39 protein-coding genes are annotated in these 26,316 nt (G+C 69.4%); 2 read left to right on the top strand and 37 right to left on the bottom strand.

Going from position 1 to position 26,316, the window contains the following annotated elements; all coding sequences use genetic code 11:
* Positions 1 to 35 precede the first annotated feature (35 nt).
* The 7 genes from rplQ to infA all read right to left on the bottom strand — a co-directional run bounded on the left by rplQ (position 36) and on the right by infA (position 4,018).
* Entirely contained in the window at positions 36 to 551 is a 516-nt protein-coding gene (gene rplQ / locus ABD811_RS16205) for a 50S ribosomal protein L17 (protein ID WP_344947616.1), read from the bottom strand.
* Between the two features lie 167 nt (positions 552 to 718).
* Positions 719 to 1,732 carry a DNA-directed RNA polymerase subunit alpha gene (locus ABD811_RS16200; RefSeq protein WP_344947613.1) on the bottom strand — a complete coding sequence of 338 codons (1,014 nt, stop codon included), beginning with the start codon at positions 1,730 to 1,732 and terminating at the stop codon, positions 719 to 721.
* Positions 1,733 to 1,845: 113 nt separating this feature from the next.
* Positions 1,846 to 2,475, bottom strand: coding sequence for a 30S ribosomal protein S4 (gene rpsD / locus ABD811_RS16195; protein ID WP_344947610.1), 630 nt, complete (start codon positions 2,473 to 2,475; stop codon positions 1,846 to 1,848).
* A 23-nt stretch (positions 2,476 to 2,498) separates the two neighbouring features.
* Entirely contained in the window at positions 2,499 to 2,900 is a 402-nt protein-coding gene (gene rpsK, locus ABD811_RS16190) for a 30S ribosomal protein S11 (RefSeq protein ID WP_067912217.1), read from the bottom strand.
* Positions 2,901 to 2,972: 72 nt separating this feature from the next.
* Entirely contained in the window at positions 2,973 to 3,353 is a 381-nt protein-coding gene (rpsM, locus tag ABD811_RS16185; protein ID WP_344947607.1) for a 30S ribosomal protein S13, read from the bottom strand.
* A gap of 260 nt (positions 3,354 to 3,613) precedes the next feature.
* Positions 3,614 to 3,727 (bottom strand): 50S ribosomal protein L36, encoded by a 114-nt coding sequence (rpmJ, locus tag ABD811_RS16180; RefSeq protein ID WP_021596712.1) that lies wholly within the window; start codon positions 3,725 to 3,727, stop codon positions 3,614 to 3,616.
* Positions 3,728 to 3,796: 69 nt separating this feature from the next.
* Positions 3,797 to 4,018, bottom strand: a complete 222-nt coding sequence (gene infA, locus ABD811_RS16175) for a translation initiation factor IF-1 (RefSeq protein WP_067912209.1) — start codon at positions 4,016 to 4,018, stop codon at positions 3,797 to 3,799.
* Positions 4,019 to 4,361: 343 nt separating this feature from the next.
* On the opposite strand from infA, the gene ABD811_RS16170 reads away from it, so the two are divergent.
* Both ABD811_RS16170 and ABD811_RS16165 read left to right on the top strand, forming a co-directional pair.
* Positions 4,362 to 4,919: a hypothetical protein gene (locus ABD811_RS16170; RefSeq protein ID WP_344947602.1), complete on the top strand. Its 558-nt coding sequence runs from the start codon at positions 4,362 to 4,364 to the stop codon at positions 4,917 to 4,919.
* Positions 4,920 to 5,208: 289 nt separating this feature from the next.
* Positions 5,209 to 6,021 (top strand): phosphodiesterase, encoded by an 813-nt coding sequence (locus ABD811_RS16165; protein WP_344947599.1) that lies wholly within the window; start codon positions 5,209 to 5,211, stop codon positions 6,019 to 6,021.
* Positions 6,022 to 6,081: 60 nt separating this feature from the next.
* On the opposite strand, the gene ABD811_RS16160 is transcribed toward ABD811_RS16165, so the two are convergent.
* The 30 genes from ABD811_RS16160 to ABD811_RS16015 all read right to left on the bottom strand — a co-directional run bounded on the left by ABD811_RS16160 (position 6,082) and on the right by ABD811_RS16015 (position 25,915).
* Positions 6,082 to 6,513 (bottom strand): DUF1707 SHOCT-like domain-containing protein, encoded by a 432-nt coding sequence (locus tag ABD811_RS16160; RefSeq protein WP_344947596.1) that lies wholly within the window; start codon positions 6,511 to 6,513, stop codon positions 6,082 to 6,084.
* Positions 6,514 to 6,532: 19 nt separating this feature from the next.
* Positions 6,533 to 7,354, bottom strand: coding sequence for a type I methionyl aminopeptidase (gene map, locus ABD811_RS16155; protein ID WP_344947593.1), 822 nt, complete (start codon positions 7,352 to 7,354; stop codon positions 6,533 to 6,535).
* A gap of 201 nt (positions 7,355 to 7,555) precedes the next feature.
* Positions 7,556 to 8,206 carry an adenylate kinase gene (locus ABD811_RS16150; protein WP_344947590.1) on the bottom strand — a complete coding sequence of 217 codons (651 nt, stop codon included), beginning with the start codon at positions 8,204 to 8,206 and terminating at the stop codon, positions 7,556 to 7,558.
* On the bottom strand, positions 8,206 to 9,513 hold the full coding sequence (secY, locus tag ABD811_RS16145) for a preprotein translocase subunit SecY (protein WP_344948028.1): 1,308 nt from the start codon (positions 9,511 to 9,513) through the stop codon (positions 8,206 to 8,208). The genes ABD811_RS16150 and secY overlap by 1 nt, the downstream gene beginning before the upstream one ends.
* A gap of 252 nt (positions 9,514 to 9,765) precedes the next feature.
* On the bottom strand, positions 9,766 to 10,248 hold the full coding sequence (gene rplO, locus ABD811_RS16140) for a 50S ribosomal protein L15 (protein ID WP_344947587.1): 483 nt from the start codon (positions 10,246 to 10,248) through the stop codon (positions 9,766 to 9,768).
* A 2-nt stretch (positions 10,249 to 10,250) separates the two neighbouring features.
* A complete protein-coding gene (gene rpmD, locus ABD811_RS16135) occupies positions 10,251 to 10,433 on the bottom strand; it encodes a 50S ribosomal protein L30 (protein ID WP_344947584.1) in 183 nt (60 codons plus the stop codon).
* Complete coding sequence (rpsE, locus tag ABD811_RS16130) at positions 10,433 to 11,053, bottom strand: 30S ribosomal protein S5 (protein WP_425549414.1); 621 nt, start codon at positions 11,051 to 11,053, stop codon at positions 10,433 to 10,435. Before rpsE ends, rpmD begins: the two co-directional genes overlap by 1 nt.
* Positions 11,054 to 11,096: 43 nt before the next feature.
* Positions 11,097 to 11,483, bottom strand: coding sequence for a 50S ribosomal protein L18 (rplR, locus tag ABD811_RS16125; protein WP_344947581.1), 387 nt, complete (start codon positions 11,481 to 11,483; stop codon positions 11,097 to 11,099).
* A 2-nt stretch (positions 11,484 to 11,485) separates the two neighbouring features.
* On the bottom strand, positions 11,486 to 12,022 hold the full coding sequence (gene rplF / locus ABD811_RS16120; RefSeq protein WP_344947578.1) for a 50S ribosomal protein L6: 537 nt from the start codon (positions 12,020 to 12,022) through the stop codon (positions 11,486 to 11,488).
* Between the two features lie 15 nt (positions 12,023 to 12,037).
* On the bottom strand, positions 12,038 to 12,436 hold the full coding sequence (gene rpsH / locus ABD811_RS16115) for a 30S ribosomal protein S8 (RefSeq protein WP_344947575.1): 399 nt from the start codon (positions 12,434 to 12,436) through the stop codon (positions 12,038 to 12,040).
* Positions 12,437 to 12,556: 120 nt separating this feature from the next.
* Entirely contained in the window at positions 12,557 to 12,742 is a 186-nt protein-coding gene (locus tag ABD811_RS16110) for a type Z 30S ribosomal protein S14 (RefSeq protein ID WP_344947572.1), read from the bottom strand.
* Positions 12,743 to 12,744: 2 nt separating this feature from the next.
* Positions 12,745 to 13,320 (bottom strand): 50S ribosomal protein L5, encoded by a 576-nt coding sequence (gene rplE / locus ABD811_RS16105; protein WP_344947569.1) that lies wholly within the window; start codon positions 13,318 to 13,320, stop codon positions 12,745 to 12,747.
* A 5-nt stretch (positions 13,321 to 13,325) separates the two neighbouring features.
* Positions 13,326 to 13,634: a 50S ribosomal protein L24 gene (gene rplX / locus ABD811_RS16100; RefSeq protein WP_344947566.1), complete on the bottom strand. Its 309-nt coding sequence runs from the start codon at positions 13,632 to 13,634 to the stop codon at positions 13,326 to 13,328.
* Positions 13,634 to 14,002 (bottom strand): 50S ribosomal protein L14, encoded by a 369-nt coding sequence (gene rplN, locus ABD811_RS16095; protein WP_067912161.1) that lies wholly within the window; start codon positions 14,000 to 14,002, stop codon positions 13,634 to 13,636. Before rplN ends, rplX begins: the two co-directional genes overlap by 1 nt.
* Positions 14,003 to 14,086: 84 nt before the next feature.
* Positions 14,087 to 14,365, bottom strand: coding sequence for a 30S ribosomal protein S17 (rpsQ, locus tag ABD811_RS16090; protein WP_344947562.1), 279 nt, complete (start codon positions 14,363 to 14,365; stop codon positions 14,087 to 14,089).
* Positions 14,358 to 14,615, bottom strand: a complete 258-nt coding sequence (gene rpmC / locus ABD811_RS16085; protein ID WP_344947559.1) for a 50S ribosomal protein L29 — start codon at positions 14,613 to 14,615, stop codon at positions 14,358 to 14,360. Before rpmC ends, rpsQ begins: the two co-directional genes overlap by 8 nt.
* Positions 14,615 to 15,034 carry a 50S ribosomal protein L16 gene (rplP, locus tag ABD811_RS16080; RefSeq protein ID WP_344947556.1) on the bottom strand — a complete coding sequence of 140 codons (420 nt, stop codon included), beginning with the start codon at positions 15,032 to 15,034 and terminating at the stop codon, positions 14,615 to 14,617. Before rplP ends, rpmC begins: the two co-directional genes overlap by 1 nt.
* Positions 15,035 to 15,040: 6 nt before the next feature.
* Positions 15,041 to 15,880 carry a 30S ribosomal protein S3 gene (gene rpsC, locus ABD811_RS16075; RefSeq protein WP_344947553.1) on the bottom strand — a complete coding sequence of 280 codons (840 nt, stop codon included), beginning with the start codon at positions 15,878 to 15,880 and terminating at the stop codon, positions 15,041 to 15,043.
* The gene (rplV, locus tag ABD811_RS16070; RefSeq protein ID WP_344947550.1) at positions 15,880 to 16,257 is read right to left on the bottom strand and encodes a 50S ribosomal protein L22; all 378 of its coding nucleotides are present in this window, start codon (positions 16,255 to 16,257) and stop codon (positions 15,880 to 15,882) included. Before rplV ends, rpsC begins: the two co-directional genes overlap by 1 nt.
* 32 nt (positions 16,258 to 16,289) lie before the next feature.
* A complete protein-coding gene (gene rpsS, locus ABD811_RS16065; RefSeq protein ID WP_344947547.1) occupies positions 16,290 to 16,571 on the bottom strand; it encodes a 30S ribosomal protein S19 in 282 nt (93 codons plus the stop codon).
* A 12-nt stretch (positions 16,572 to 16,583) separates the two neighbouring features.
* Positions 16,584 to 17,417, bottom strand: coding sequence for a 50S ribosomal protein L2 (rplB, locus tag ABD811_RS16060; protein WP_344947544.1), 834 nt, complete (start codon positions 17,415 to 17,417; stop codon positions 16,584 to 16,586).
* A gap of 41 nt (positions 17,418 to 17,458) precedes the next feature.
* Entirely contained in the window at positions 17,459 to 17,758 is a 300-nt protein-coding gene (gene rplW / locus ABD811_RS16055) for a 50S ribosomal protein L23 (protein ID WP_344947540.1), read from the bottom strand.
* Entirely contained in the window at positions 17,755 to 18,405 is a 651-nt protein-coding gene (gene rplD / locus ABD811_RS16050) for a 50S ribosomal protein L4 (RefSeq protein ID WP_344947537.1), read from the bottom strand. Before rplD ends, rplW begins: the two co-directional genes overlap by 4 nt.
* A complete protein-coding gene (rplC, locus tag ABD811_RS16045; protein ID WP_344947534.1) occupies positions 18,402 to 19,052 on the bottom strand; it encodes a 50S ribosomal protein L3 in 651 nt (216 codons plus the stop codon). The genes rplD and rplC overlap by 4 nt, the downstream gene beginning before the upstream one ends.
* A gap of 14 nt (positions 19,053 to 19,066) precedes the next feature.
* Positions 19,067 to 19,375: a 30S ribosomal protein S10 gene (gene rpsJ / locus ABD811_RS16040; protein WP_018657599.1), complete on the bottom strand. Its 309-nt coding sequence runs from the start codon at positions 19,373 to 19,375 to the stop codon at positions 19,067 to 19,069.
* A 132-nt stretch (positions 19,376 to 19,507) separates the two neighbouring features.
* Complete coding sequence (tuf, locus tag ABD811_RS16035; RefSeq protein ID WP_344947531.1) at positions 19,508 to 20,701, bottom strand: elongation factor Tu; 1,194 nt, start codon at positions 20,699 to 20,701, stop codon at positions 19,508 to 19,510.
* A gap of 78 nt (positions 20,702 to 20,779) precedes the next feature.
* Positions 20,780 to 22,891 carry an elongation factor G gene (gene fusA, locus ABD811_RS16030; RefSeq protein ID WP_344947528.1) on the bottom strand — a complete coding sequence of 704 codons (2,112 nt, stop codon included), beginning with the start codon at positions 22,889 to 22,891 and terminating at the stop codon, positions 20,780 to 20,782.
* Between the two features lie 40 nt (positions 22,892 to 22,931).
* On the bottom strand, positions 22,932 to 23,402 hold the full coding sequence (gene rpsG, locus ABD811_RS16025) for a 30S ribosomal protein S7 (RefSeq protein ID WP_344947525.1): 471 nt from the start codon (positions 23,400 to 23,402) through the stop codon (positions 22,932 to 22,934).
* Positions 23,402 to 23,776 (bottom strand): 30S ribosomal protein S12, encoded by a 375-nt coding sequence (gene rpsL, locus ABD811_RS16020; RefSeq protein WP_019632621.1) that lies wholly within the window; start codon positions 23,774 to 23,776, stop codon positions 23,402 to 23,404. Before rpsL ends, rpsG begins: the two co-directional genes overlap by 1 nt.
* A 567-nt stretch (positions 23,777 to 24,343) precedes the next feature.
* Positions 24,344 to 25,915 (bottom strand): hypothetical protein, encoded by a 1,572-nt coding sequence (locus tag ABD811_RS16015; RefSeq protein ID WP_344947522.1) that lies wholly within the window; start codon positions 25,913 to 25,915, stop codon positions 24,344 to 24,346.
* Between the last annotated feature and the right edge of the window lie 401 nt (positions 25,916 to 26,316).

Here is a 26,316-nt window from a genome sequence, read left to right as displayed (position 1 = left end):
GATCGAAATCGTCACCGACGTGGTTCAGGGACGGCCTACTTGGCGTCGCCCTCGTCGTCCTTGGCCTCGGCCTTCGCCTCGTCCGCGGACTCCGCCGCCTCGGCCTCGCCCTTGGTGAGGTCGGTCTTCTCCTCGGCCTCCTCCGCCGGAGCGGCGGTCTCGGCGGCCGGAGCGGTGCCGGTGGACGCCGCCAGCGGCTCCTGCACCAGCTCGATCACGGCCATCGGCGCGTTGTCGCCGCGGCGCGGGCCGATCTTGGTGATCCGGGTGTAGCCGCCGGGACGGTTCTCGTAGCGCGGAGCGATCTCGGTGAACAGCTCGTGCACCACGCTCTTGTCCCGGATGACGCGCAGCACCTGCCGGCGGTTGTGCAGGTCACCGCGCTTGGCCTTGGTGATCAGCTTCTCCGCCAGCGGACGCACCCGCCGGGCCTTGGCCTCGGTGGTGGTGATGCGCCCGTGCTCGAACAGCTGGGTGGCCAGGTTGGCCAGGATCAGCCGCTGGTGCGCGGGGCCGCCGCCGAGGCGAGCGCCCTTGGTGGGCTTGGGCATCGCGTGTCCTTCCTGCGCCGGCCGTATCAGGTACCGGCGTCAGTCGCCCGCCGTCGTGACGCACGCGGCGGGATCATCGTGTCGGTTACTCGTTGTTCACGGAACGCGGGTCCGCCCGGGCGGGCGGACCCGCGTCCCACCCCGTCGCGACGGGGGTCGTTCGCGGATCAGTACTGCTCGGTCTCGGCGTAGCTGGTGTCGTCGTCGCCGTAGTTGTCCGCGGCCGCGCTCGGGTCGAATCCGGGCGGGGAGTCCTTCAGCGACAGGCCCATGTCGGCCAGCTTCTGCTTGACCTCCTCGATGGACTTGGCGCCGAAGTTGCGGATGTCGAGCAGGTCCTGCTCGCTGCGGGCGACCAGCTCGCCGACCGAGTGGATGCCCTCGCGCTTGAGGCAGTTGTAGGAGCGGACCGTGAGGTTCAGCTCCTCGATCGGCAGCGCGAGGTCGGCGGCCAGGGCCGCGTCGGTCGGGGACGGGCCCATGTCGATGCCCTCGGCCTCGACGTTGAGCTCGCGGGCCAGCCCGAACAGCTCGACCAGGGTCTTGCCGGCCGAGGCCACCGCGTCGCGCGGCAGCATGGCCTGCTTGGTCTCCACGTCCAGGATGAGCCGGTCGAAGTCGGTGCGCTGCTCGACTCGGGTCGCCTCGACCTTGTAGGTGACCTTCAGGACGGGCGAGTAGATCGAGTCGATCGGGATCCGGCCGATCTCCTGGCCCGGCTGCTTGTTCTGGGCCGCCGAGACGTAGCCGCGGCCGCGCTCGACCGTCAGCTCCATCTCCAGCTTGGCCTTGTTGTTCAGCGTGGCGATGTGCAGGTCGGGGTTGTGCACCTCGACCCCCGCCGGCGGCGCGATGTCGGCCGCGGTCACCTCACCCGGGCCCTGCTTGCGCAGGTACATCACCACCGGCTCGTCGTGCTCGGAGGAGACGACGAGCTCCTTGAGGTTCAGGATGATGTCGGTGACGTCCTCCTTGACCCCCGGGACGGTGGAGAACTCGTGCAGCACGCCCTCGATGCGGATGCTGGTGACGGCGGCGCCGGGGATCGAGGACAGCAGGGTGCGGCGCAGCGAGTTGCCGATGGTGTAGCCGAAGCCCGGCTCCAGCGGCTCGATGGTGAACCGCGACCGGTACTCGTCGACCTGCTCCTCGGTGAGGGTGGGACGCTGAGCGATGAGCATGATGGAACCTTCTTTCCGCGGTGCCCGCTATTTGACGACCGCGATGGAGTTGTACCCCGTTTGTCCGGATTCGCGCCGAGCCTGCGGGCCCGGCGCGAATCCGGGGTGAGCCCTTACTTGGAGTAGAGCTCGACGATCAGCTGCTCCTGGACGGGAGCGTCGATCTGCTGGCGGACCGGCAGCGAGTGCACGAAGATCCGCATCCGGCCGTCGATCTGCACCCCCAGCCAGGCCGGGACCTGGCGCTCGCCGGCCTCGGCGCGGGCGACCTCGAACGGGGCCATCGGCAGCGACTTCTGCCGGACCTCGACGATGTCGGCCTCGCTGACCTGGTACGAGGGGATGTTGACCTTCTTGCCGTTGACCAGGAAGTGACCGTGGCGGATCATCTGCCGGGCCATGTCCCGGGACTTGGCGAAGCCCGCCCGGAACACCACGTTGTCGAGGCGGCGCTCCAGCAGGCGCAGCAGGTTCTCACCCGTCTTGCCGCCCTGCCGGTTGGCCTCGACGTAGTAGTTACCGAACTGCCGCTCCAGCACGCCGTAGATGCGCTTGGCCTTCTGCTTCTCGCGCAGCTGGAGCAGGTACTCGGTCTCCTTGGGACGGCCCCGGCCGTGCTCACCCGGCGGGTAGGGCCGGATCTCGATCGGGCACTTGGGGCCCTCGCACTTGCTGCCCTTGAGGAACAGCTTCATCTTCTCGCGCCGGCAGAGCTTGCAGTCGGCGCCGGTGTAACGAGCCATCTCTCCTGATCTCCTCTACCGGCTCAGACGCGGCGGCGCTTGGGCGGCCGGCAGCCGTTGTGCGGAACGGGCGTGACGTCCTGGATCGAGCCCACCTCCAGGCCGGTGGCCTGCAGCGACCGGATGGCGGTCTCACGACCCGAACCCGGGCCCTTGACGAACACGTCCACCTTGCGCATGCCGTGCTCCATGGCGCGGCGGGCGGCGGCCTCGGCCGCCTGCTGGGCGGCGTACGGGGTCGACTTGCGCGAACCCTTGAAGCCCACGTGGCCCGAGGAGGCCCAGGAGATCACGTTCCCGTTCGGGTCGGTGATCGAAACGATGGTGTTGTTGAACGTGCTCTTGATGTGCGCGTGACCGTGCGCGACGTTCTTCTTCTCCTTGCGGCGCACCTTCTTGGCGCCGGCTCGGCTCTTGGGAGGCATCTGCTCTCTCTACTCCTGAGGTCATCGACCCGGGCTCCCGGCCCGGCGAGCGGACGGGGACCCGGACGGCTGTTACTTCTTGCCGGCCTTCTTCTTCCCGGCCACGGTCTTCTTCTTGCCCTTGCGGGTGCGCGCGTTGGTCTGCGTGCGCTGGCCGTGCACGGGCAGTCCGCGGCGGTGCCGGATGCCCTGGTAGCACCCGATCTCGATCTTCCGGCGGATGTCGGCCTGGATCTCCCGGCGCAGGTCGCCTTCGATCTTGTAGTTGGCCTCGATCCAGTCCCGCAGCTTGACCAGTTCCTCGTCGCCGAGCTGGTGGACGCGCAGGTCCGGGTTGATCTCGGTGGCGCGCAGGGTCTCCTGCGCGCGCGTCCGGCCGATGCCGAAGATGTAGGTGAGAGCGATCTCCACGCGCTTGTCGCGCGGGAGGTCGACGCCCAACAGGCGTGCCATCTCGGGCAGTTCCCTTCATGTAGCGGAGGTGTCGACGCATCGCGGCCCGCTCACACCCTGCCCGGGTGGCGGCCCCGGCCTCCGTCCGGGGGTGGGTCCCTTCACACGACCATGCCGTACGACCCTCCAGGGAGCTCCCAGGGGGAGCATCCCGGCGAGACGTACGGCGTGGAGTGTGAAGGCTCGCGCTGCGCTGTCTTCAGATGTGGACTGTTCCTCGCGCGTGGCCCCCCGGCGAGCGGGGCGACACGCCCGGGACGTCAGCCCTGACGCTGCTTGTGGCGCGGGTCGGAGCAGATGACCATGACCCGGCCGTGGCGCCGGATCACCCGGCACTTGTTGCAGATCTTCTTGACGCTCGGCTTGACCTTCACTGGGTCTCCTATTGCCAGGGTCACCCCCGCGCCGCCACACGCGGGAGAGGCAACCTCAGTGGGACTGGTTCACTTGTAGCGGTAGACGATCCGACCGCGCGTGAGGTCGTAGGGGCTCAGCTCCACGACGACGCGGTCGTCCGGCAGGATCCGGATGTAGTGCATCCGCATCTTGCCGCTGATGTGGGCGAGCACCTTGTGCCCGTTGTCCAGCTCCACTCGGAACATGGCGTTCGGGAGGGACTCGACGACGGTGCCCTCGATCTCGATGGCCCCTTCTTTCTTGGGCATGTCCTCCGCGCTTTGCTGATCGGTTCATCGGATACGGCCCGGCGTCGCCGCGCGACACACGACCGCGGCCCGTCGCCAGGGCGCCAGGGGCACTGAGGCATGGGTGAAAGGCGGCCGGATGGTGGACCGACAAAGGAGTCTACGGCACTGGGGCCGTGAATGCGAAACGAGCGCGCGTTTGGGGCCCCGACACTGCTCCCGCACAAGCATATCGCCGCCCGCGCGTTGTACCTTTCCATGAGGGATCCTTGAGGGAGGCGTCCGTTGATGGGGGCTGGTGGGCGGGGTTCGAAGGAGCGTCGGTCGTGACAGCAGGCGCGCGGAGCACAGAGAGGGGCTCGGCATGCCGGGCTATGACTTCGCGCTGGTCCTGAGCCGTCCCCTCTACGAGGAGGAGCTGGACCCGCTGTTCGACCGCACCCGCGGGCTGGTCACCGTGTCCATCATCACCGAGCCGCAGCACGCCGACCGGCCCGGCAACGCGCAGTGCACCTGGCAGGGCCCCACGCTGGCCGCCGCGATCATGGAGGTGGTGGCGCACGTGGAGGAGGCCGCCCCGGGCGCGCGGGTGCAGCGGGTCGAGGCCGACCCCCTGCTGACCATCCGCGACATCGCCGAACGGGTCGGCCGCTCCCCCGACTCGGTGCGCCTGTCGATCACCGGCGCCCGCGGCCCCGGCGGGTTCCCCGCCGCGGAGATGTCCTCGGCCGGCCACCGGCTGTGGCGCTGGTCGAAGGTGGCCGCCTGGTACGGCGTGGACGACCCGCAGCTGCGCGAGGCCCGGCCGACCGCCCAGGCCATCAACGGCTGGCTGGCGCTGCGCGACATCGTGCCCGACGTGGCCCCCGCCCCCGAGGACGTCACCTCCGCGCTGTCGGCCGTGATCGCCCAGGTCGCTTGAAGAGCGCCACCGCCCGACCGCCCGCGTCCCTGACGCACGTCCCGCGCCCGCCCGCAGGCCGACCGCCGCCCGCCACGCCGGACGTTCGCCCAGGCCGTCGCCGGACGCCCGGCGCCAACCCGGCAGGACGGCCACGCGGCGGTCACGCGGTGGGATGACTCACGTCTCCCGGAGGCGAGTCGACAGGGCGGCCGAGCGGCCGCCAAGATCAACACAGGGCCGGCACGGGAGACGGACGCCGCAGGGCCGTCCGGGCGCTTCGTGGTATGCCGGAAGGAGGGGGAGATCCATGGCGATCATCGCGCAGCTCAGCGACATCCACCTGGCGGCGGGCCGGGACGGCGTGGTCGACGACGCCTCGGGCCCGGTGCGGGCGCTGCGGACGGCGGTGTCGAGCCTGCTGTCGCTGCCCGCACGGCCCGACGCAGTGGTGCTGACCGGCGACCTGGCCGACGGCGGGCGGCCCGCCGAGTACGAACGGCTGCACGCGCTGCTGTCGCCCCTGCCGATGGCCGTCTACCCGCTGCCCGGCAACCACGACGACCGCGACGCCCTGCGCGCGGCGTTCCGCGACCATCCCGCCGTCGCCGCCACCGGCGGGGAGCCCCAGGCCCCCGTTCAGTACGCCGTGGACGTGGCCGGCACGCGCCTGGTGTGCTGCGACACCAGCGTTCCGGGCAAGTCGCACGGGTCCATGGACGAAGGGCGCCTGGCCTGGCTGGACCGCACCCTGGCCGAGATGCCGGACACCCCCACGATCGTGGCCACGCACCACCCGCCGTACCCGATCGGCATCCGCTTCGTCGACGACATGCGCTTCACCGACGCGGCCGCGTTCGCCGAGATCATCGCCCGGCACCGGCAGGTCGTGCGCGTCGTCAGCGGGCACGTGCACCGAGGGACCGTCGGGTCGCTGGCCGGGACGGTGGGCACCACCTGCCCCAGCACCTACCGGCAGCTGTTCCTGGACATGACGCGTCCGGGACGCGCCGCGCTCACCGGGGAACCCGCCGGATTCGCCGTGCATCTGGTCGCCGACGGAACGGCCACCACGCACTTCGTGCCGACCGGCAACTACCGGCCGCTCATGCAGGTGGAATGACCTCGGGGGGATGAAACTCGGGGGCGGTGAGGTCGGGGGCGGTGAACTCCGGCGCCGGGTTCAGCGCCTCCGCGTCCCCAGCACCGTGCCGATGAGCAGCACCGCGCCCCACGGCCCCGCCACCCAGATCCACCACGGGTAGACCATGGTGCCGGTGACCGCCAGGATCAGCCAGATCCCCAGGTTGACCGCGCTGACGACGGCCCACGTCGCCCACACCTCCCGGCCGCGCCGCTCCAGGACGCCCCGGCCGCGCACGGGCTCCACGGTGGCGCGCTGCGACGCGGGGACGGGCAGCTCGTACAGGTCCTCCTCGGGCAGGTCCGCGGTGACCTCCTGCAGCTGCCCCAGCGTCCTGGACGCGTAGACGGTCTCCAGCCGCTCGTTCAGCTCGTCCACGGTGATGCGGCCCTGCGCGCAGTGCTCGCGCAGCAGCTCGGCCACCCTGTCGCGGTCGGCGTCGGAGGCACGGATGTCAGGGTTCGGCGGCATGCCAGCCCCTTCGCGGTTCTCAGGAGGAACTACTACCCGTCAACTTGGCCAGCCACTCCCGCCCCTCGTCAATGGCCGTCAGCACGCGCGGGCCCTGCGGCGTCACCGCGAAGGTGTGCTCGAAGTGCGCCGACACGCTGCCGTCGACGGTGACCACCGTCCAGCCGTCGTCCAGCTCCAGGGTGTCCTTGCCGCCGAGGTTGACCATCGGCTCGACCGCGAAGCACATGCCCGGCTCCAGCACCGGCCCGTACCCCGGGGCGCCGTGGTTGGCGATCAGCGGGTCCATGTGCATCTCGGTGCCGATGCCGTGCCCCCCGTACCCCTCGACGATGCCGTAGCGGCCCTGAGAGCGGATGTGAGACTCGATCGCGTGCGAGATGTCGGTCAGGTGCGCCCCGACCACTCCGGCCGCCAGACCGGCCCACAGGGACGCCTCGGTGACCTCCAGCAGCCGCCGCCGCTCGGCCGAGATCTCCCCCACCGGGACGGTCACCGCCGAGTCGCCGTGCCAGCCCTGCACGATCGCGCCGCAGTCGATGGAGATCACGTCGCCGTCCCGCAGCTCCTTGTCGGCCCGCGGGATGCCGTGCACGATCTCCTCGTTCACCGACGCGCAGATCGTCGCCGGGAAGCCGTGGTAGCCCTTGAACGACGGCACGCCGCCGTGGTCGCGGATGTGCGTCTCGGCCAGCACGTCCAGGTCCATCGTGGTGATGCCCGGCTTGACCGCCTCGCGCAGCAGCTCCAGGGTGCGGGCCACCAGCAGGCCCGCCTCCCGCATCAGCTCCACCTGCTCGGGCGTCTTGATCTGGATCGCGGGCCTACGCCGTCGGAACATGCCACTCCCTGTACCGCGCGCCGGGACCGCCCGCGCGCGGCCTGCCTACCTGTGGGGGGCGCCCGCCGGTGCCGGGCCGGGCCGCCGTCCCCGTCGACCGCCCTCGATCACATCGAGGCCGTGCGTCCAGCGTACGCGCGCGTCACCGCTGCGACGGACGCGCGCGTACGCCTGAACCGCGCGTACTGCCGGACCCGAAGGTCACCGCTCCAGCGGGCGCAGCGCCGCCAGCGCCCGGTGGGTCACCTCTTCGATCGGCCCGGTGGCGTCGATGCCGACCAGGATGCCCTCGTCGGCGTAGAACTGCACCAGCGGCGAGGTCTGCTGCTGGTAGACCTCCAGGCGGTGCCGGACGACCTCCTCGCGGTCGTCGTCGCGCTGGAACAGCTCGCCGCCGCAGTCGTCGCAGATGTCGTCCTGCTTGTCGTCGAAGTCGACGTGCCAGATGCGGCCGCAGCGCGAGCAGGTGCGCCGGCCCGACAGGCGGCGCACCACCTCGTCCTCGTCGACCACGAGTTCCAGGACGATGTCCAGGCGGGCGTCCCACTCGGCCAGGATCTTCTTGAGCGTCTCGGCCTGCGGGACGTTGCGCGGGAAGCCGTCCAGCAGGAACCCGTCCCGGGCGTCGTCCTGCGCCAGCCGGTCGCGCACCATGGCGATGGTGATCTCGTCCGGCACCAGGTCGCCGCGGTCCATGTACGCCTTGGCCTTACGGCCCAGCTCGGTGCCGTTGCTGACGTTCGCCCGGAAGATGTCACCTGTCGAGATCTTCGGGATGGACAGATGCGATGCGATGAACTGGGCCTGCGTCCCCTTACCCGCACCAGGGGGGCCCACCAGGACGATACGCACTACCGGAGGAAGCCCTCGTAGTTGCGCTGCTGGAGCTGACTTTCGATCTGCTTCACGGTATCCAGTCCCACGCCGACGACGATGAGGATGCTCGTGCCCCCGAACGGGAAGTCCTGGGTGGCGTTCAACAGCGAGAACGCCACCATCGGGATGAGGGCGACGAGCCCCAGGTACAACGCGCCGGGCGTGGTGATCCGGGTGAGCACGTAGTCGAGGTACTCGGCGGTCGGCCGGCCCGGACGAATACCCGGGATGAAACCACCATACTTCTTCATGTTGTCGGCCACTTCGGTGGGGTTGAAGGTGATGGCGACGTAGAAGTACGTGAAGAAGATGATGAAGGCGAAGAACACCGCCATGTGCCAGGGGTTGTCCTGCTGCAGGTAGGGCTGGACGTTCTGGAGCCACTTGGTGTTCGGCCACAGCTGCGTGGCCAGGACCGGCAGGTACAGCAGCGACGAGGCGAAGATGACCGGGATGATGCCGGCCTGGTTGACCTTCAGCGGGATGTAGGTGGACGTGCCGCCGTACATCCGCCGCCCGACCATCCGCTTGGCGTACTGCACCGGGATGCGGCGCTGGGCCTGCTCGACGAACACGACGCCCGCCATGATCGCCAGACCCACCAGGATCACCAGCGCGAACACGAAGATCCGGCGGTCCTCCGGCTGACCCTGGTAGATCGCCCAGAACTGGGCCGGGAACACCGCGACCACCTGGGTGAAGATCAGGATGGACATGCCGTTGCCGACGCCGCGGTCGGTGATCAGCTCGCCCAACCACATGATGACCGCGGTGCCCGCGGTCATGCAGATCACGATCGTGATGATCGTGGCGAGGTCGTTGTTGTAGAGGACGTCACCGCCCCCCGACACGCCCTGGAACAGCTGCCCGGTACTGGCCATGGCCACGATGCCGGTCGCCTGCAGGATCGCCAGCCCCACGGTCAGGTACCGGGTGTACTGGGTGATCTTCGTGGTGCCGGCCTGGCCCTCCTTCTTGAGGGCCTCCAGCTTGGGGATCACGACGGTCAGCAGCTGCAGGATGATGCTCGCGGTGATGTAGGGCATGATGCCCAACGCGAACACCGACAGCTTCAGCAGCGCGCCGCCGCTGAACAGGTCCACCAGCCCGTACAGCTGGTTGCTCTGCTTGGCCTGGTCGGCGGTCTCGCGCAGGACCTCGGTGTTCACGCCCGGGGACGGCAGCACCGACCCGATGCGGAAGACCACGATGATGAATAGCGTGAAGAGTATTTTCTTACGCAGGTCAGGCGTACGAAATGCCCGAGCGAACGCGGTCAGCACCATTCCTCCTGCGCGACTGGTGAATCCATGGCCGCCGAGGGGCCGGTTACAGGTCGTAGACGGCGGACGCCGAAAGATACCACCGCCGTCGCCCCGACTCTAACAGCACACGACACCGGGGCCGTGTCGCCGACCACATCGACCCGAAGGTCGCCCCTGTCCCGAAGGCCGGGGGTCCGCGGGGGTTGGTCCCCCCGCGGAATGCTCGGCCGCGTCGTCAACGGCCCCGGTGTCACTGTGCCGGTGTCCTTCTTACAGAGTCTCGGCGGACCCGCCGGCCGCCTCGATCTTCTCCTTGGCCGAAGCGGAGAAGGCGTGCGCCCGGACCTGGACGGCCACGGAGATGTCGCCCTCGCCCAGCACCTTGACCGGACGGCCGCGGCGCACCGCGCCCCGGGCCGCCAGGTCGTCGGCGGTCACCTCGCCGCCCTGCGGGTACAGCTCGGCCAGCTTGTCCAGGTTCACCACCTGGAACTCGACCCGGTTCGGGTTCTTGAAGCCCTTGAGCTTCGGCACCCGGCGGATCAGCGGCATCTGACCGCCCTCGAACCCGACGGGCACGGTGTCGCGGGCCTTGGTGCCCTTGGTGCCGCGACCGGCGGTCTTGCCCTTGGACGCCTCACCGCGGCCCTTGCGGGTCTTGCGGCGGTTGGCGCCGGGCGCCGGACGCAGGTCGTGCACCTTGAGCGGAGCGCCCTCGGTACCGGCCGAGTCCTTGCTCAGATCGGTCGCCATGGTCAGTCGACCTCCTCGACGGCGACCAGGTGGTTCACCGTCCGGATCATGCCGCGCAGCTGCCGCGAGTCCTCCCGGACCACGCTCTGCCCGATCTTCTTCAGACCGAGCGTGCGCAGCGTGTCACGCTGGTTCTGCTTCTCGCTGATCACCGACTTGACCTGGGTGATCTTCACCTGGGCCATTACGACGCCACCTCCGCACGCGGCTCGCTGCCGGCGGCGCGCGCCCGCAGCATGGCGGCCGGGGCCACGTCCTCGATCGGCAGGCCGCGCTTGGCCGCGATCTCCTCGGGCCGCTTGAGCTGCTTGAGCCCGGCGATCGTGGCGTGCACGATGTTGATCGCGTTGTCGCTGCCCAGCGACTTGCTCAGCACGTCGTGGATGCCGGCGCACTCCAGCACCGCGCGCACCGGGCCACCGGCGATCACACCGGTACCCGGGCTGGCCGGCCGCAGCAGGACCTCGCCCGCCGCGTCCCGCGCCTGCACCAGGTGCGGAATGGTGCCCTGGATGCGCGGCACCTTGAAGAAGTGCTTCTTGGCCTCCTCGACGCCCTTGGCGATCGCCGCGGGCACCTCCTTGGCCTTGCCGTATCCGACGCCGACCGTGCCGTTGCCGTCACCGACGATCACCAGGGCGGTGAAGCTGAAGCGCCGGCCGCCCTTGACGACCTTGGCGACCCGGTTGATCGCCACGACCTTCTCGATGTACGACTGGCCCTTGTCGGCGCCACCGCGGCGGTCGTCGCGGCGGCCGTCGCGACGGTCGCCACCCTGACCGCCACCGCGCCTCTGCGCTGCCATCAGTGGTACCTCTTCTCGTCTTGCGGTTCGTGGGCCCTGAGCATCAGAACTCCAGCCCGCCCTCGCGCGCACCGTCCGCCAGGGCGGCGATGCGACCGTGGTACTTGTTGCCGCCACGGTCGAAGACCACGGCGGTGATCCCGGCCTGCTTGGCACGGGCGGCGACCAGCTCGCCCACCTTGCGGGCCTTGGCGCTCTTGTCGCCGGAGTCGGCGCGCAGGTCGGCCTCCATGGTGGACGCCGACACCAGGGTGTGCCCCCGGTCGTCGTCGATGACCTGCGCCCGGATGTGCAGGTTGGACCGGGTCACGACGAGGCGCGGCCGCGCGGCGGTGCCGACGACCTTCTTGCGGACCCGCAGGTGCCGGCGCCGCCGGGACTTCAGCCGCGCCGCGGTGTTCTTCCTGGCCAGGGTCTTGGTGCCCGCCATGATCACTTACCAGCCTTTCCGACCTTGCGGCGGATCTGCTCGCCCTCGTACCGCACGCCCTTGCCCTTGTACGGGTCGGGCTTGCGCAGCTTGCGAATGTTGGCGGCGACCTCGCCGACCTTCTGCTTGTCGATGCCCTCGACGACCAGCTGGGTCGGCTTCTCCACGCGGAAGGTGATGCCCTCCGGCGGAGCGACGTTGATCGGGTGGCTGTAGCCCAGGGAGAACTCCAGGTCCGTGCCCTTCTGCTGCACCCGGTAGCCCACGCCCTGGATGACCAGGGTCTTGCGGTAGCCCTCCGTCACGCCGACCACCATGTTGTTGATCAGCGTGCGGGTCAGGCCGTGCAGACCCCGGACGGTGTTGATGTCGTTCGGCCGGGTCACGGTGACCTTGCCGTCCTCCAGCTTCACCTCGATGGGCTCGGCGACGGTGTGCCGCAGCTCACCCTTGGGCCCCTTGACGGTGACCTCCCGGCCGTCGATCCTGACCTCGACGCCGCTGGGCACGGTGATGGGGAGACGTCCGATACGCGACATGTCGTTAAACCCCCCTCACCAGACGTAGGCGAGGACTTCGCCGCCCACGCCGCGCTTAGCCGCCTGCCGGTCCGTCATGAGGCCCGAGGACGTCGAGATGATCGCGACGCCCAGGCCGCCCAGGACCTTCGGCAGGTTGTCCTTCTTGGCGTACACCCGCAGACCCGGCTTGGACACCCGCTTGATGCCGGCGATCGAACGCTCCCGGGTCGGGCCGAACTTCAGCTCGATCACGAGCTTCTTGCCGACCTCGGCGTCCTCCACCTGCCAGCCGGAGATGTAGCCCTCCTGCTGCAGGATCTCGGCGATGTGCGCCTTGATCTTCGAGTACGGCATCGCCACGCTGTCGTGGTACGCCGAATTCGCGTTACGCAGACGCGTCAGCATGTCTGCGATCGGGTCGGTCATCGTCATGGCCTACTGGCCCTCCCTCGCCACGGTTTCCTCTGTTCGCCCGAACACGTGGACCTTTGGCGTGGTCGTGGACACCCGCGCTGCCGCGGGCGCCCGGTGGTTATTACGGGCTGGTGGTCGTCACCAGCTGGACTTGGTGATGCCGGGCAGCTCGCCCCGGTGCGCCATCTCCCGGAAGCACACCCGGCACAGGCCGAACTTCCGGTAGACCGAACGCGGACGTCCGCAGCGCGAGCACCGGGTGTACGAGCGCACCCCGAACTTGGGCCGACGGGCCGCCTTGGCGATCAGTGCCTTCTTCGCCATCCTCAGCTCTCCTTGAAGGGGAAGCCCAGGAGCTTGAGCAGCTCGCGGCCCTCCTCGTCGTTCGTGGCGGTGGTCACGATGGTGATGTCCATGCCCCGCTGCCGGTCGACCTTGTCGGGGTCGACCTCGTGGAACATGACCTGCTCGGTGAGCCCGAACGTGTAGTTGCCGTTGCCGTCGAACTGCTTGGGCGACAGTCCGCGGAAGTCGCGGATGCGCGGCAGCGCCAGCGTCAGCAGGCGGTCGAGGAACTCCCACATCCGGTCGCCGCGCAGCGTGCAGTGCGCGCCGATCGGCATGCCCTCGCGCAGCTTGAACTGCGCGATGGACTTGCGCGCCCGGTTCACCTTCGGCTTCTGCCCGGTGATCAGCGACAGGTCGCGGATCGCGCCCTCGATCACCTTGGCGTCACGCGCCGCCTCGCCCACGCCCATGTTGACCGTGATCTTGGTCAGCGTGGGGATCTGCATCACGTTCTCGTAGCCGAAGCGCTCGCGCATCGCCTGGGCGATCTCGTCCCGGTAGCGCTGCTTCAGCCGCGGCTTCGGCACGGGCCGCTCGGTAACGGTCTCGGTCATCGAAATCAGATCTCCTTACCGCTGCGGCGCGAGATCCGGACCTTCGTGCCGTCGTCGTTGATGCGGTACCCGACCCGGACCGGCTTGCCGTCCTCGACGAGCGCGACATTGCTGACGTGCAGCGGCGCCTCGACCGTCACACGGCCGGTCTCCTTGCCCGGACGCGCCTGGTCGGCCTTGACGTTCTTGGTGATGAGGTTGACGCCCTCGACGACGACGCGCTCCTCGCGCGGGAGGACGCGCAGGACCTTGCCGGTCGCGCCCTTGTCCTTGCCGGCGATGACGATGACCTCGTCGCCCTTCCTGATCTTCATCACAGCACCTCCGGCGCGAGCGAGATGATCCGCATGAACTTCTTCTCGCGCAGTTCGCGGCCCACCGGGCCGAAGATACGGGTGCCGCGGGGGTCGCCGCCGTCCCGGATGAGCACGGCCGCGTTCTCGTCGAAGCGGATGTAGGAGCCGTCCGGGCGCCGGCGCTCCTTGCGGGTGCGCACGACGACCGCCTTGACGACGTCGCCCTTCTTCACGCCCGCGCCGGGAAGGGCGTCCTTCACCGTCGCGACGATGACGTCGCCGACTCCCGCGTAGCGCCGACCCGAGCCGCCGAGCACGCGGATGCACAGGATCTCCTTGGCACCCGTGTTGTCGGCGACCTTGAGTCGCGACTCCTGCTGGATCACGTCAACTCCTGTTCGTCACACCGGTTCTCCTCCAGGACGAGCCCGGAGGAGCCTGGCGGAACCAATGGGTTTACCTGGCCTCGATCACTTGGCCTTTTCGAGGATCTCCACCACGCGCCAGCGCTTGGTCGCCGACAGCGGACGGGTCTCCATGAGGCGGACGCGGTCGCCGACGCCGCACGCGTTGGCCTCGTCGTGCGCCTTGTACTTCTTCGTGCGCCGGATCACCTTGTGGTACTTGGGGTGCTTGACGCGGTCCTCGACGGACACGACCACGGTCTTGTCCATCTTGTCGCTGACCACCAGGCCCTCCAGCACCTTGCGGGTGCCGCGCTGCGTCTGCTCAGTCGTGGTTTCAGTCATCGTCGCCCTTGCCCTCCGCGGACTCCGTCTCCTCGGTGACCGTGACGATGCCGAGCTCACGCTCCCGCATCACGGTGTAGATGCGGGCGATCTCACGCTTGACGGTGCGCAGCCGCCCGTGGCTCTCCAGCTGGCCGGTCGCGGCCTGGAAGCGGAGGTTGAAGAGCTCCTCCTTGGCCTCCTTGAGCTTCTTGACCAGCTCATCCTGGGGCTCGGTACGCAGCTCGTCGGCGGTAAGACCCTTGGCCATCAGCCCTCACCGACCTCTCGCTTCACGATCTTGCACTTCATCGGCAGCTTGTGGATGGCGCGCTGCAGCGCCTCCCGGGCCACCTGCTCGTTCGGGTAGGAGATCTCGAACATCACCCGGCCCGGCTTGACGTTGGCCACCCACCACTCGACCGAGCCCTTACCGGAACCCATCCGGGTCTCGGCGGGCTTCTTGGTCAGCGGACGGTCCGGGAAGATGTTGATCCACACCTTGCCGCCACGGCGGATGTGCCGGGTCATGGCGATACGCGCGGCCTCGATCTGCCGGTTGGTGACGTACGACCCCTCGACGGCCTGGATGCCGTACTCGCCGAAGGTCACCTTGGTGCCGCCCTTGGCCACACCCCGACGCTTGGGGTGGTGCTGCTTGCGGTGCTTGACCTTCCGGGGGATCAGCATGGTCGATCAGCTCCCCTCACCGCTGGGAGCGGACTCGGCGGCCGGCGCCGACTGCTCCTGGCTCTGCTGCTGCTGCTTGGGCGCGCGCTCGCCGCCGCCCTGGCCCTGACCGCCGCCACGACCGCGGCCGCCGCGCCCGCGGCGCTCGCCGCGACGCTCCCGGCCGCCGCCACCACCGGCGGCGCGCTGCTGGGCGGCCTGCTGCTCGCGCTCGGCGCGGGTCTGCGCGGCCTCACCCTTGTAGATCCACACCTTGACGCCGATGCGGCCGAACGTCGTCCGGGCCTCGTAGAACCCGTAGTCGATGTCGGCGCGCAGCGTGTGCAGCGGCACCTGGCCCTCGCGGTAGAACTCCGACCGCGACATCTCCGCGCCGCCGAGACGGCCGGAGCACTGCACCTTGATGCCCTTGGCGCCGGACTTCATCGCCGACTGGATCGCCTTGCGCATCGCGCGGCGGAACGCCACCCGGCTGGACAGCTGCTCGGCCACGCCCTGCGCGACCAGCTGCGCGTCCACCTCGGGGTTCTTGACCTCGAGGATGTTCAGCCGGACCTGCTTGCCGGTCAGCTTCTCCAGGTCGCCGCGCAGCCGCTCGGCCTCCGCGCCGCGGCGGCCGATGACGATGCCCGGCCGGGCGGTGTGGATGTTGACCTCGACGCGGTCACGGGTCCGCTCGATCTCCACCTTGGAGATGCCCGCCCGGTCCATGCCCTTGGAGAGCATGCGCCGGATCTGGACGTCCTCCTTGACGTAGTCCTTGTAGAGCTTGTCGGCGAACCACACGCTCTTGTGGTCGGTGGTGACGCCGAGCCGGAACCCGTGCGGGTTGATCTTCTGACCCACTACCGGGCCCTCCTCTGCTTCCTGCCGCCGCCCGCCGAAGCCTCGTCGCGCGACTCCAGCACCACGGTGATGTGGCTCGTGCGCTTGTTGATGCGGTAAGCCCGGCCCTGGGCGCGAGGCCGGAAGCGCTTCAGCGTCGGCCCCTCGTCCACCCACGCGCGGCTCACGACCAGCGTGTCGGTGTCGAGCTTGAAGTTGTGCTCGGCGTTGGCGATGGCGCTCGCCAGCACCTTGCCCACCGGCTCACTCGCAGCCTGGGGGGCGAACCGCAGCACCGCCTGAGCCTCCGTGGCCGGCAGGCCGCGGATGAGGTCCACCACGCGGCGGGCCTTCCTGGGCGTGACGCGGATGTACCGCGCCTGGGCCCTGGCTTCCATCGCTAGTTCCTCTCTCCGTTAACTGCCTGCGCTCAGCCGCGACGGCTGCGGCGGTCTTCCTTGACGTGGCTGCGGAACGTGCGCGTCGGCGCGAACTCGCCGAGCTTGTGCCCCACCATCGCCTCGGTGACGAACACCGGGACGTGCTTGCGGCCGTCGTGCACCGCGATCGTGTGCCCGATCATCTCGGGAATGATCATGGAGCGCCGCGACCACGTCTTGATGACGTTCTTGGTCCCCTTGTCGTTCTGCTGCTCCACCTTCTTCAGAAGGTGGTCGTCCACGAAGGGGCCCTTCTTAAGGCTACGTGGCATGACGAGCGACTCCTACCGCTTCTTCTTCGTGCGCCGACGGACGATCAGCCGGTCGCTGGGCTTGTTGGCCCGGCGGGTGCGGCCTTCCTTCTTGCCCTTGGGGTTGACCGGGTGCCGGCCGCCGGAGGTCTTGCCCTCACCACCACCGTGCGGGTGGTCGATCGGGTTCATGGCCACACCGCGGACGGTCGGGCGCTTGCCCTTCCAGCGCATGCGGCCCGCCTTGCCCCAGTTGATGTTGGACTGCTCGGCGTTGCCGACCTCGCCCACGGTGGCGCGGCAGCGCACGTCCACCATGCGCATCTCACCGGAGGGCATGCGCAGCGTGGCGTACTTGCCCTCCTTGGCCAGCAGCTGGACGCCCGCGCCCGCGCTGCGGGCGATCTTGGCGCCGCCGCCCGGCCGCAGCTCGATGGCGTGGACGACCGTACCGGTCGGGATGTTGCGCAGCGGCAGGCAGTTGCCCGGCTTGATGTCGGCGCCCGGGCCGTTCTCGACCCGGTCGCCCTGCTTGAGTCCCTGCGGGGCGAGGATGTAGCGCTTCTCGCCGTCGACGTAGTGCAGCAGCGCGATGCGGGCGGTGCGGTTCGGGTCGTACTCGATGTGCGCGACCTTCGCCGGCACGCCGTCCTTGTCGTCCCGCCGGAAGTCGATGATCCGGTAGGCGCGCTTGTGACCGCCGCCCTGGTGCCGCGTGGTGATGCGACCGTGGTTGTTGCGCCCGCCCTTCTTCGGCAGGGGGCGCAGCAGCGACTTCTCCGGCTCGGTGCGCGTGATCTCGACGAAGTCGGACACGCTCGCACCGCGACGGCCGGGCGTCGTCGGCTTGTACTTACGGATGCCCATCTTTTTCGTTCATCCCTTGTCTGCTCCGGCGATCCCGGCCGTCAGGCCGGGGTCCCGAAGATGTCGATCCGGTCGCCCTCGGCGAGGCTGACGATGGCGCGCTTGGTGTCCTTGCGCTTGCCCCAGCCGTACCGCGTGCGCTTGCGCTTGCCCGGCCGGTTGATGGTGTTCACGTTCGTCACCTTGACGTTGAACACCTCCTCGACGGCCTGCTTGATCTGCGTCTTGTTGGCGTCCGGGCGGACGACGAACGTGTACTTGTTCTCGTCCAGCAGCCCGTAGCTCTTCTCCGAGACGACCGGCGCGATGATGATGTCGCGAGGGTCGGCGATCTTGTTCATTCGGCCACCGCCTCCGAAACACCCCCGCCTGCGCGGGGAGCGCCGTTCTTCTTGGTCGCGCGCGCGATGAACTCGTCGTAGGCGGCCTTCGTGAAGACCACGTCGTCGTTCACCAGCACGTCGTAGGTGTTGAGCTGGTCGGACACCAGGATGTGGACGCTGGGCTCGTTGCGCAGGCTCTTCCAGGTGACCTCGTCCTCGCGGTCCAGCACCACCAGCACCCGCTGCGCCTCGGTCACGCCGCGCAGCGCGGTCAGCGCCGTCTTGGTCTTGGGCGTGTCGCCCTCGACCAGGTGGTCGACCACGTGGACCCGGCCGTGGCGGGCCCGGTCCGACAGGGCGCCGCGCAGCGCGGCGGCCTTCATCTTCTTCGGGGTCCGCTGGGTGTAGTCGCGGGGCTGCGGCCCGTGGACGGTGCCACCGCCGGCGAACTGCGGCGCGCGGGTCGAGCCCTGACGGGCCCGGCCGGTGCCCTTCTGCCGGTACGGCTTCTTGCCGCCGCCGCGCACGTCCCCGCGGGTCTTCGTGGCGTGGGTGCCCTGCCGCGCCGCGGCCTGCTGCGCCACCACGACCTGGTGGATCAGCGGCACGTTGGTCTTGGCGTCGAAGATCTCGGCAGGCAGGTCGAGGTCCAGCTTGCTGGTCACTTGCCCGCTCCCTTCACTGCGTCGCGCACCATGACCAGCCCGCCGTTCGGGCCGGGAACCGCGCCCTTGATGAGCAGCAGGTTCTTCTCCGGGTCGATGGCGTGGATGGTCAGGTTCTGCACGGTGGTCCGGGCGTTGCCGTGCCGCCCCGCCATGCGGAGGCCCTTGAAGACGCGACCCGGGGTCGCGCAGCCGCCGATCGACCCCGGCGAGCGGTGCTTGCGCTGGGTGCCGTGCGAGGCGCCGAGGCCGCGGAAGCCGTGGCGCTTCATCACACCCGCGGTGCCCTTGCCCTTGCTGGTGCCGGTGACGTCGACCTTCTGTCCGGCCTCGAAGACCGTGACGGTGATCTCCTGGCCGAGTTCGTACTCGGTGGCGTCGTCGGTCCGGACCTCGGCCAGGTAGCGGCGCGGGGTCACGCCGGCCTTATCGAAGTGCCCCGTGCGCGGCTTGTTCACCTTGCGCGGGTCGATCTGGCCGTACCCGAGCTGCACGGCGGTGTAGCCGTCGGTGTCCTGGGTGCGGATCTGGGTGACGACGCACGGCCCGGCCTGGACGACGGTCACCGGAACGATCCGGCCCTCATCGTCGAAGACCTGGGTCATGCCGAGCTTCTCGCCCAGGACGCCCTTCCTGTTCCTACTCATCTTCGGTGCGTCCCTCAGAGCTTGATCTCGATGTCAACGCCGGCCGGAAGGTCGAGCCGCATCAGCGAGTCGACCGTCTTGGGCGTGGGATCGATGATGTCGATCAGCCGCTTGTGCGTGCGCATCTCGAAGTGCTCGCGCGAGTCCTTGTACTTGTGCGGCGAGCGGATGACGCAGTACACGTTCTTCTCGGTCGGCAGCGGCACCGGGCCCGCGACCTTGGCGCCCGTCCGCGTCACCGTCTCAACGATCTTCTTCGCGGAGGTGTCGATGACCTCGTGGTCGTAGGCCTTGAGCCGGATGCGGATCTTCTGTCCCGCCATGGTGGCCTCGGTGTCCTTTGCTGGTAGTGCCGCTGGGTTGTGTGGTCCACCCCCACTTGCGTGGGGAATCTGCCGGAGTCGTGACGCGGCGGCCCGGCCCTCCTGCGGCCGGGCCGCCGCCTCAACGACTGACTACTTGATGATCTTGGTGACGCGACCCGCGCCCACGGTCCGGCCACCCTCACGGATGGCGAACTTCAGGCCCTCCTCCATGGCGACGGGCTGGATCAGCTCGACGCGCATCTCGGTGTTGTCGCCCGGCATGACCATCTCGGTGCCCTCGGGCAGGTTGACGACGCCGGTCACGTCCGTGGTCCGGAAGTAGAACTGCGGACGGTAGTTGTTGAAGAACGGCGTGTGCCGGCCACCCTCGTCCTTGGACAGGATGTAGACCTGCGCCTCGAACTCGGTGTGCGGGGTGTTGGTGCCCGGCTTGATGACACACTGGCCGCGCTCCACCTCCTCGCGCTTGACGCCGCGCAGCAGGAGGCCGACGTTGTCGCCCGCCTGGCCCTGGTCGAGGAGCTTGCGGAACATCTCGACACCGGTGACAGTCGTCTTGGACGACTCCTCCTTGATGCCGATGATCTCGACTTCCTCGTTGACGTTGATCACGCCGCGCTCGATGCGGCCGGTCACCACGGTGCCGCGACCGGTGATCGAGAACACGTCCTCGATCGGCATCAGGAACGGCTTGTCGGTGTCGCGCTGCGGCTCGGGGACGTTCTCGTCCACGGCCTTCATGAGCTCCTTGATGGACTCGGCCCACTTGGCGTCACCCTGCAGGGCCTGGAAGGCCGAGACGCGGATGACCGGGACGTCGTCGCCGGGGAACTCGTACTCGCTGAGCAGCTCGCGGACCTCGAGCTCGACCAGCTCCAGGATCTCCTCGTCGTCGACCATGTCGCACTTGTTCAGGGCGACGACGATGTAGGGCACGCCGACCTGACGGGCCAGCAGCACGTGCTCCTTGGTCTGCGGCATCGGGCCGTCGGTGGCGGCCACGACCAGGATCGCGCCGTCCATCTGGGCGGCACCGGTGATCATGTTCTTGATGTAGTCCGCGTGACCCGGGCAGTCCACGTGCGCGTAGTGCCGAGCCTCGGTCTGGTACTCGACGTGCGCGATGGAGATGGTGATACCGCGCTCGCGCTCCTCGGGGGCCTTGTCGATGTCCTCGAAGGGCGTGAACGGGTTGAGGTCGGGGTACTCGTCGTGCAGCACCTTGGTGATCGCCGCGGTAAGCGTGGTCTTACCGTGGTCGATGTGCCCGATGGTGCCGATGTTTACGTGCGGCTTGGTCCGCTCGAACTTGGCCTTCGCCACTGGTTGCTCCTTGTTGCGATCCTCGGCCGGCTGGACCGGCCGCCTGATGCTGCTGGCTGGTGACCTCGGGCTCGGGTGCTACTCGCCCCGCGCCTTGGCGATGATCTCCTCCGCGACGTTCTTGGGAACCTCCGCGTAGGAGTCGAACTGCATCGTGAAGACCGCCCGGCCCTGGGTCTTGCTGCGCAGGTCGCCCACGTAGCCGAACATCTCCGAGAGGGGCACGAGCGCCTTGACGACCCGCATCCCCGCGCGCTCGTCCATGGCCTGGACCTGCCCGCGCCGGCTGTTGAGGTCGCCGATCACGTCGCCCATGTTCTCCTCGGGCGTGGTGACCTCGACCGCCATGACCGGCTCCAGCAGCGTCGGCCCCGCCCGGCGGGCGGCCTCCTTGAACGCCATGGAACCGGCGACCTTGAAGGCCATCTCCGAGGAGTCGACCTCGTGGTAGGCGCCGTCCTGAAGGGTGACCTTCACCCCCACCATCGGGTAGGCGGCGAGGACGCCGAACTCGGCCGCCTCCTGGCAACCGGCGTCCACCGACGGGATGTACTCCCGCGGGATGCGCCCACCGGTGACCTTGTTCTCGAACTCGTAACCGTCGCTGCCCTCGCCCAGCGGCTCCAGATCGATGATCACGCGGCCGAACTGGCCGGAGCCACCCGTCTGCTTCTTGTGGGTGTACTCGACCTTCTCGACCTTCTTGGTGATCGTCTCGCGGTAGGCCACCTGCGGCTTGCCGACGTTGGCGTCGACCTTGAACTCCCGCTTCATCCGGTCGACGAGGATCTCCAGGTGGAGCTCGCCCATGCCGGCGATCACGGTCTGGCCGGTGTCCTCGTCGGTGCGGACCCGGAACGAGGGGTCCTCCTCGGCCAGCCGCTGGATCGCCGTGGACAGCTTCTGCTGGTCGGCCTTGGTCTTCGGCTCGATCGCCACGTCGATGACCGGCGCCGGGAAGTTCATCGACTCCAGGACGATCGGGTCGCGCTCGTCGCACAGCGTCTCGCCGGTGGTGGTCTGCTTGAGACCCATCACCGCGACGATGTCGCCGGCGCCGACGCGCTCGATCTCCTCGCGCTTGTTGGCGTGCATCCGGTAGATCTTGCCGATCCGCTCCCTGCGCTCCTTGACGGAGTTCAGGACCTGGGAGCCGGACTCCAGCACGCCCGAGTAGACGCGGACGAAGGTCAGCTTGCCCAGGTGCGGGTCGGAGGCGATCTTGAAGGCCAGCGCGGAGAAGGGCTCCTCCTCGCTGGGCTTGCGGCTGAGCGTGGTCTCCTCGTCTCGGACCGCGTGGCCCTCGATGGCCTCCACGTCCAGCGGCGAGGGCAGGTAGCGGACGATCGCGTCCAGCAGCGGCTGCACGCCCTTGTTCTTGAACGCCGTGCCGCACAGCACCGGGGTCAGGTTGCCCGCGATGGTGGCGCGCCGGATGGCCGGGTAGAGCTGCTCCACGGTGGGCTCGACGCCCTCCAGGTACAGCTCCATGATCTCGTCGTCGTTCTCGGCCAGGGTCTCGATCAGCTTGTCGTGCCACTCGCGGGCGGCATCGGTGTGGGTGCCGGGGATGTCGACGACGTCGTACATCTCGCCCAGCTTGGCCTCTTCGTTCCAGACCAGGGCCTTCATCGTGACCAGGTCGATGACGCCTTTGAAGTCGGCCTCGGCGCCGATCGGCAGCTGCATGACCAGCGGGGTGGCCTGCAGGCGGTCCCGGATCATGTCGACGCAACGGTGGAACTCGGCCCCGACCCGGTCGAGCTTGTTGACGAAGCAGATCCGCGGGACGCCGTAGCGGTCGGCCTGACGCCAGACGGTCTCGGACTGCGGCTCGACGCCCGCGACACCGTCGAACACCGCGACCGCGCCGTCGAGGACGCGCAGCGACCGCTCCACCTCGATGGTGAAGTCGACGTGGCCGGGGGTGTCGATGATGTTGATGGTGTGCTTGACGTCGTTGACCGGCCAGGTGCAGGTGGTCGCGGCGGAGGTGATGGTGATCCCCCGCTCCTGCTCCTGCTCCATCCAGTCCATCGTGGCGGCGCCGTCGTGGACCTCGCCGATCTTGTAGCTGATTCCCGTGTAGTACAGGATCCGCTCGGTCGTCGTGGTCTTGCCCGCGTCGATATGGGCCATGATCCCGATGTTGCGGACCTTGGCCAGGTCTACACCGGTCTTGGTAGCCACTGTCGTCCTCGCGTAAGTCGTAGTGGGTCGGTGACCGCGGTCACCAGCGGTAGTGGGCGAACGCCTTGTTGGACTCCGCCATCTTGTGCGTGTCCTCGCGCTTCTTCACCGAGGCGCCGAGGCCGTTGCTCGCGTCCAGCAGCTCGTTCATCAGCCGCTCGGTCATGGTCTTCTCGCGGCGCTGCCGGGAGTACTGCACCAGCCACCGCAGCGCCAGGGTGGTGCTGCGCGCCGGCCGCACCTCCACCGGAACCTGGTAGGTCGCGCCACCGACCCGGCGGCTCTTGACCTCGATGGTCGGCTTGACGTTGTCCAGGGCGCGCTTGAGCGTCACGACCGGGTCGTTGCCGGTCTTCTCGCGGCAACCCTCCAGGGCGTCGTAGACGATGCGCTGGGCCAGCGAACGCTTGCCGTCCAGGAGCACCTTGTTGATGAGCGCGGTGACCAGCGGCGAGTTGTACACCGGGTCGGCGATGAGCTGGCGCTTGCCAGCAGGGCCCTTGCGCGGCATCAGCTCTTCTCCTTCTTCGCGCCGTAGCGGCTGCGCGCCTGCTTGCGGTTCCGCACGCCCTGGGTGTCCAGCGAGCCGCGGATGATCTTGTACCGAACGCCCGGGAGGTCCTTCACACGGCCGCCGCGCACGAGCACGATGGAGTGCTCCTGCAGGTTGTGGCCGACCCCGGGGATGTAGGCGGTGACCTCGATCCCGCTGGTCAGCCGGACACGAGCGACCTTGCGAAGCGCGGAGTTCGGCTTCTTGGGCGTCGTGGTGTAGACGCGCGTGCAGACACCCCGGCGCTGCGGGCTGCCCTTCAGCGCGGGCGTCTTGTTCTTGGTCACCTTGTCCTGGCGGCCCTTGCGGACCAGCTGCTGGATCGTGGGCACCGCGTCTCCGTCTTCCTCGTACCGAGCCGGTATGTGTTCGTTCTGGGGTGGATCCCACTCGCGCGAGACCCGTCATCACCACCTCTGACGAGGCTGTGACCTGCCGGTTTCCCGACCTCTCCGACCCACGCGGTCGGGCGTGTCGCACTCTGCCGGGCCACACGCGCAACCGCCCGGCCCCACAGGGCCGAAACAAGCCGGGGAGTATTCGCGGCGCCGGCCCTGGCACCTGGGCCTTGCCGGTGCGCACGCGGATCGGCCCGCACACCGGCGGGCACGAAGAAAGAGATTACCCAGCCCCGCGCCAAAGTGCAAAGCGAGCACCGCACTATCGCGTCGGCCCCCTCCGGCGCAAGTACCGGAGCGCCGGAACCGGTGTGACATGCACGGCGATGCTCGTTATGGGTAACCGTCCAGGCGTAGGTAAAACGTCGGAATGCCGACGAGTTGTTCCCGCCTGTTCGTCTTCGTCCGCCGCTCCCCCCAGGGGAGGCGCCCCCTGGGGGGAGCGGCGGAAGCCGCGGGGTATCCGCGTCGGCATCCCGACGCCGGTCGCCGCGGCGTCCGCTACATCACGAAGGCGACGATCAGCACGATGATGATCACCAGGGCGACCACGCCGCCGACGATGTAGAGCGTCTTGCCGCCTTTGCCGCTCTTCTCGTCCGAACCGCTCGTGCCGGACGCGGCGCCGTAGCCGGGGTAGCCGCCCTGCTGCTGGGCGTACTGGCCCTGCTGCCCGTACTGGGCGGGGGCCTGCTGACCGTACTGGCCCTGCTGCGCCTGCTGGCCCTGCTGCTGGCCGTAGGCCTGCTGACCGTACTGCTGTTGCTGCTGCCCCTCCGGCTGCCCGTAGGGGTTCTGCTGCTGACCGCCGTACGGGCTCTGCTGCTGACCGTACGGGGACTGCTGGCCGTACTGCTGCTGCTCGCCCTGCCCGTAGCCCTGCTGGCCGTACTGCCCCTGCTGGGCCTGACCCTGCTGGCCCTGCTGGGCCTGGCCGCCCTGCTGGGCCCACGGCTGCTGGCCGATGTCCATGCGCGTGGCGCCGTCGGTGCCGCCACCGGCGGGGTTGCTGAACGCCTGCGTCGACCGCGCGTCCTCGGAGCCGGGCTGCTCGTGCTGCCCGTGGGACGCGCCGTACGGCGCGGGCGGGTGCTCCTCACCCGACGAGGCGGTGCCCGCACCGGCCTCGGGAGGCGGGACCATCAGGGTGCGGCCGGAGTCGACGCCCTGCTGGTCGTCCTGGGCCGCCCACGGCTCGGGGGTGGACGGCGGCGTGGGTGTCTGCCACGGCTCGCCCTGCGGCTCCGGCTGCCTGCGCTCGGGCCCGGTCGCCACGGGGATGTCGGTGCCGGGCGACCACGCGGTGGTGGCCTGGTCGTCGACGACGGGCCGGGGCCTGTCGGCCTCGGGCACGCCGGCGCCCGGACCGGGGACGATCAGGGTGCGTTCGCCGCCCTCGCCGCCCTCCGCCTGCTGCGGCTGCTGCGGCTGCTGCGGTGCCTGCTGTGGCGCCTGCTGCTGGTGCTGCTGTTGCTGCTGCACCTGCGGCGGCGGGGCGTAAAGATCCTGCGCGGGGTTGTACGCGGGCTGCTGCTGGCCGTACTGCGGCTGCCCGTACTGCTGCTGCTCCGGCTGCTGCCCGTAGCCCTGCTGCTGGGCGTACGGCTGCTGCGGGTACGGCTGCTGGCCGTAGGGGGACTGCGGCGGCGCCTGAGGCGGGGTGTACCCGCCCGGCCCCTGGGCCTGCTGCCCGTAGGGCGACTGCTGGTGCTGCTGGCCGGGGGCGGGCTGCTGCTGGCCGTACGGCCCCTGCGGCGGCTCCTGGCCCTGCCCGTACTGCTGCAGCGGCTCGACCATGGTCGGCGGCGGAGGCGGGGGCGTGCCGCCCTGCTGCGGCTGCTGGGGCTGCGGCTGCTGCGCGGGGGGCTGCTGCCCCTGGTCGGGGGGCTGGGGGGCGGCGTGGCGGCCGCCTCCGGCGGCGCCGCCGAGCTGCGGTGCGCCGAACACCACGGTCCGGTCGCCCATCGACCGCGGTGGCTGCTGCCCTTCGGACCGTCCGCCCGGCGCCTCGGGCGACTCGTCGTCGCCCGGCGACGGCGGCTGCGGTCCCTGCGTGCCGTCATGCTCGGTCATCGTGGGGGCTCCTTCAGTGCCGTCGTCCCGGACCTCCACGCCCGGACCTCTCCGCGCTCCCGGACGTGGCCGTTCGACCGCGCCCGGGCCTTTCCGCCCCCAGCCTGCCCCGATCGGCCGGTCTATCGCAAATCACCACCACCCGCCGTGGCACAGGCGTCGCACACCGCCACCGACCACGGTGAAGGCCGCCCCGCCGGGACCCGACGCGACGGCCTTCACGACAACAGCACCGGAGCACCGCGCCGCGAGCAAACAGCGCCCCGGATTCCGGTCGCGCACCGGAAGCCACGATCCTAATCCGCGCACGCGCCCCAAGCATCTCCCGCGCTGCGGTACCGGCCCGCCGCCGGTCGAGCCTCACCGCGGGGGCCGCCGCGCTTGGCCGGAAAAGGCGGAGG

This window comes from Actinomadura miaoliensis, from assembly GCF_039536785.1.
GTDB classification, from domain to species: Bacteria; Actinomycetota; Actinomycetes; order Streptosporangiales; family Streptosporangiaceae; genus Spirillospora; species Spirillospora miaoliensis.
The sequence above is the reverse complement of the archived record's forward strand: the minus strand, read 5'-3'. Positions and strand labels throughout refer to the sequence as shown.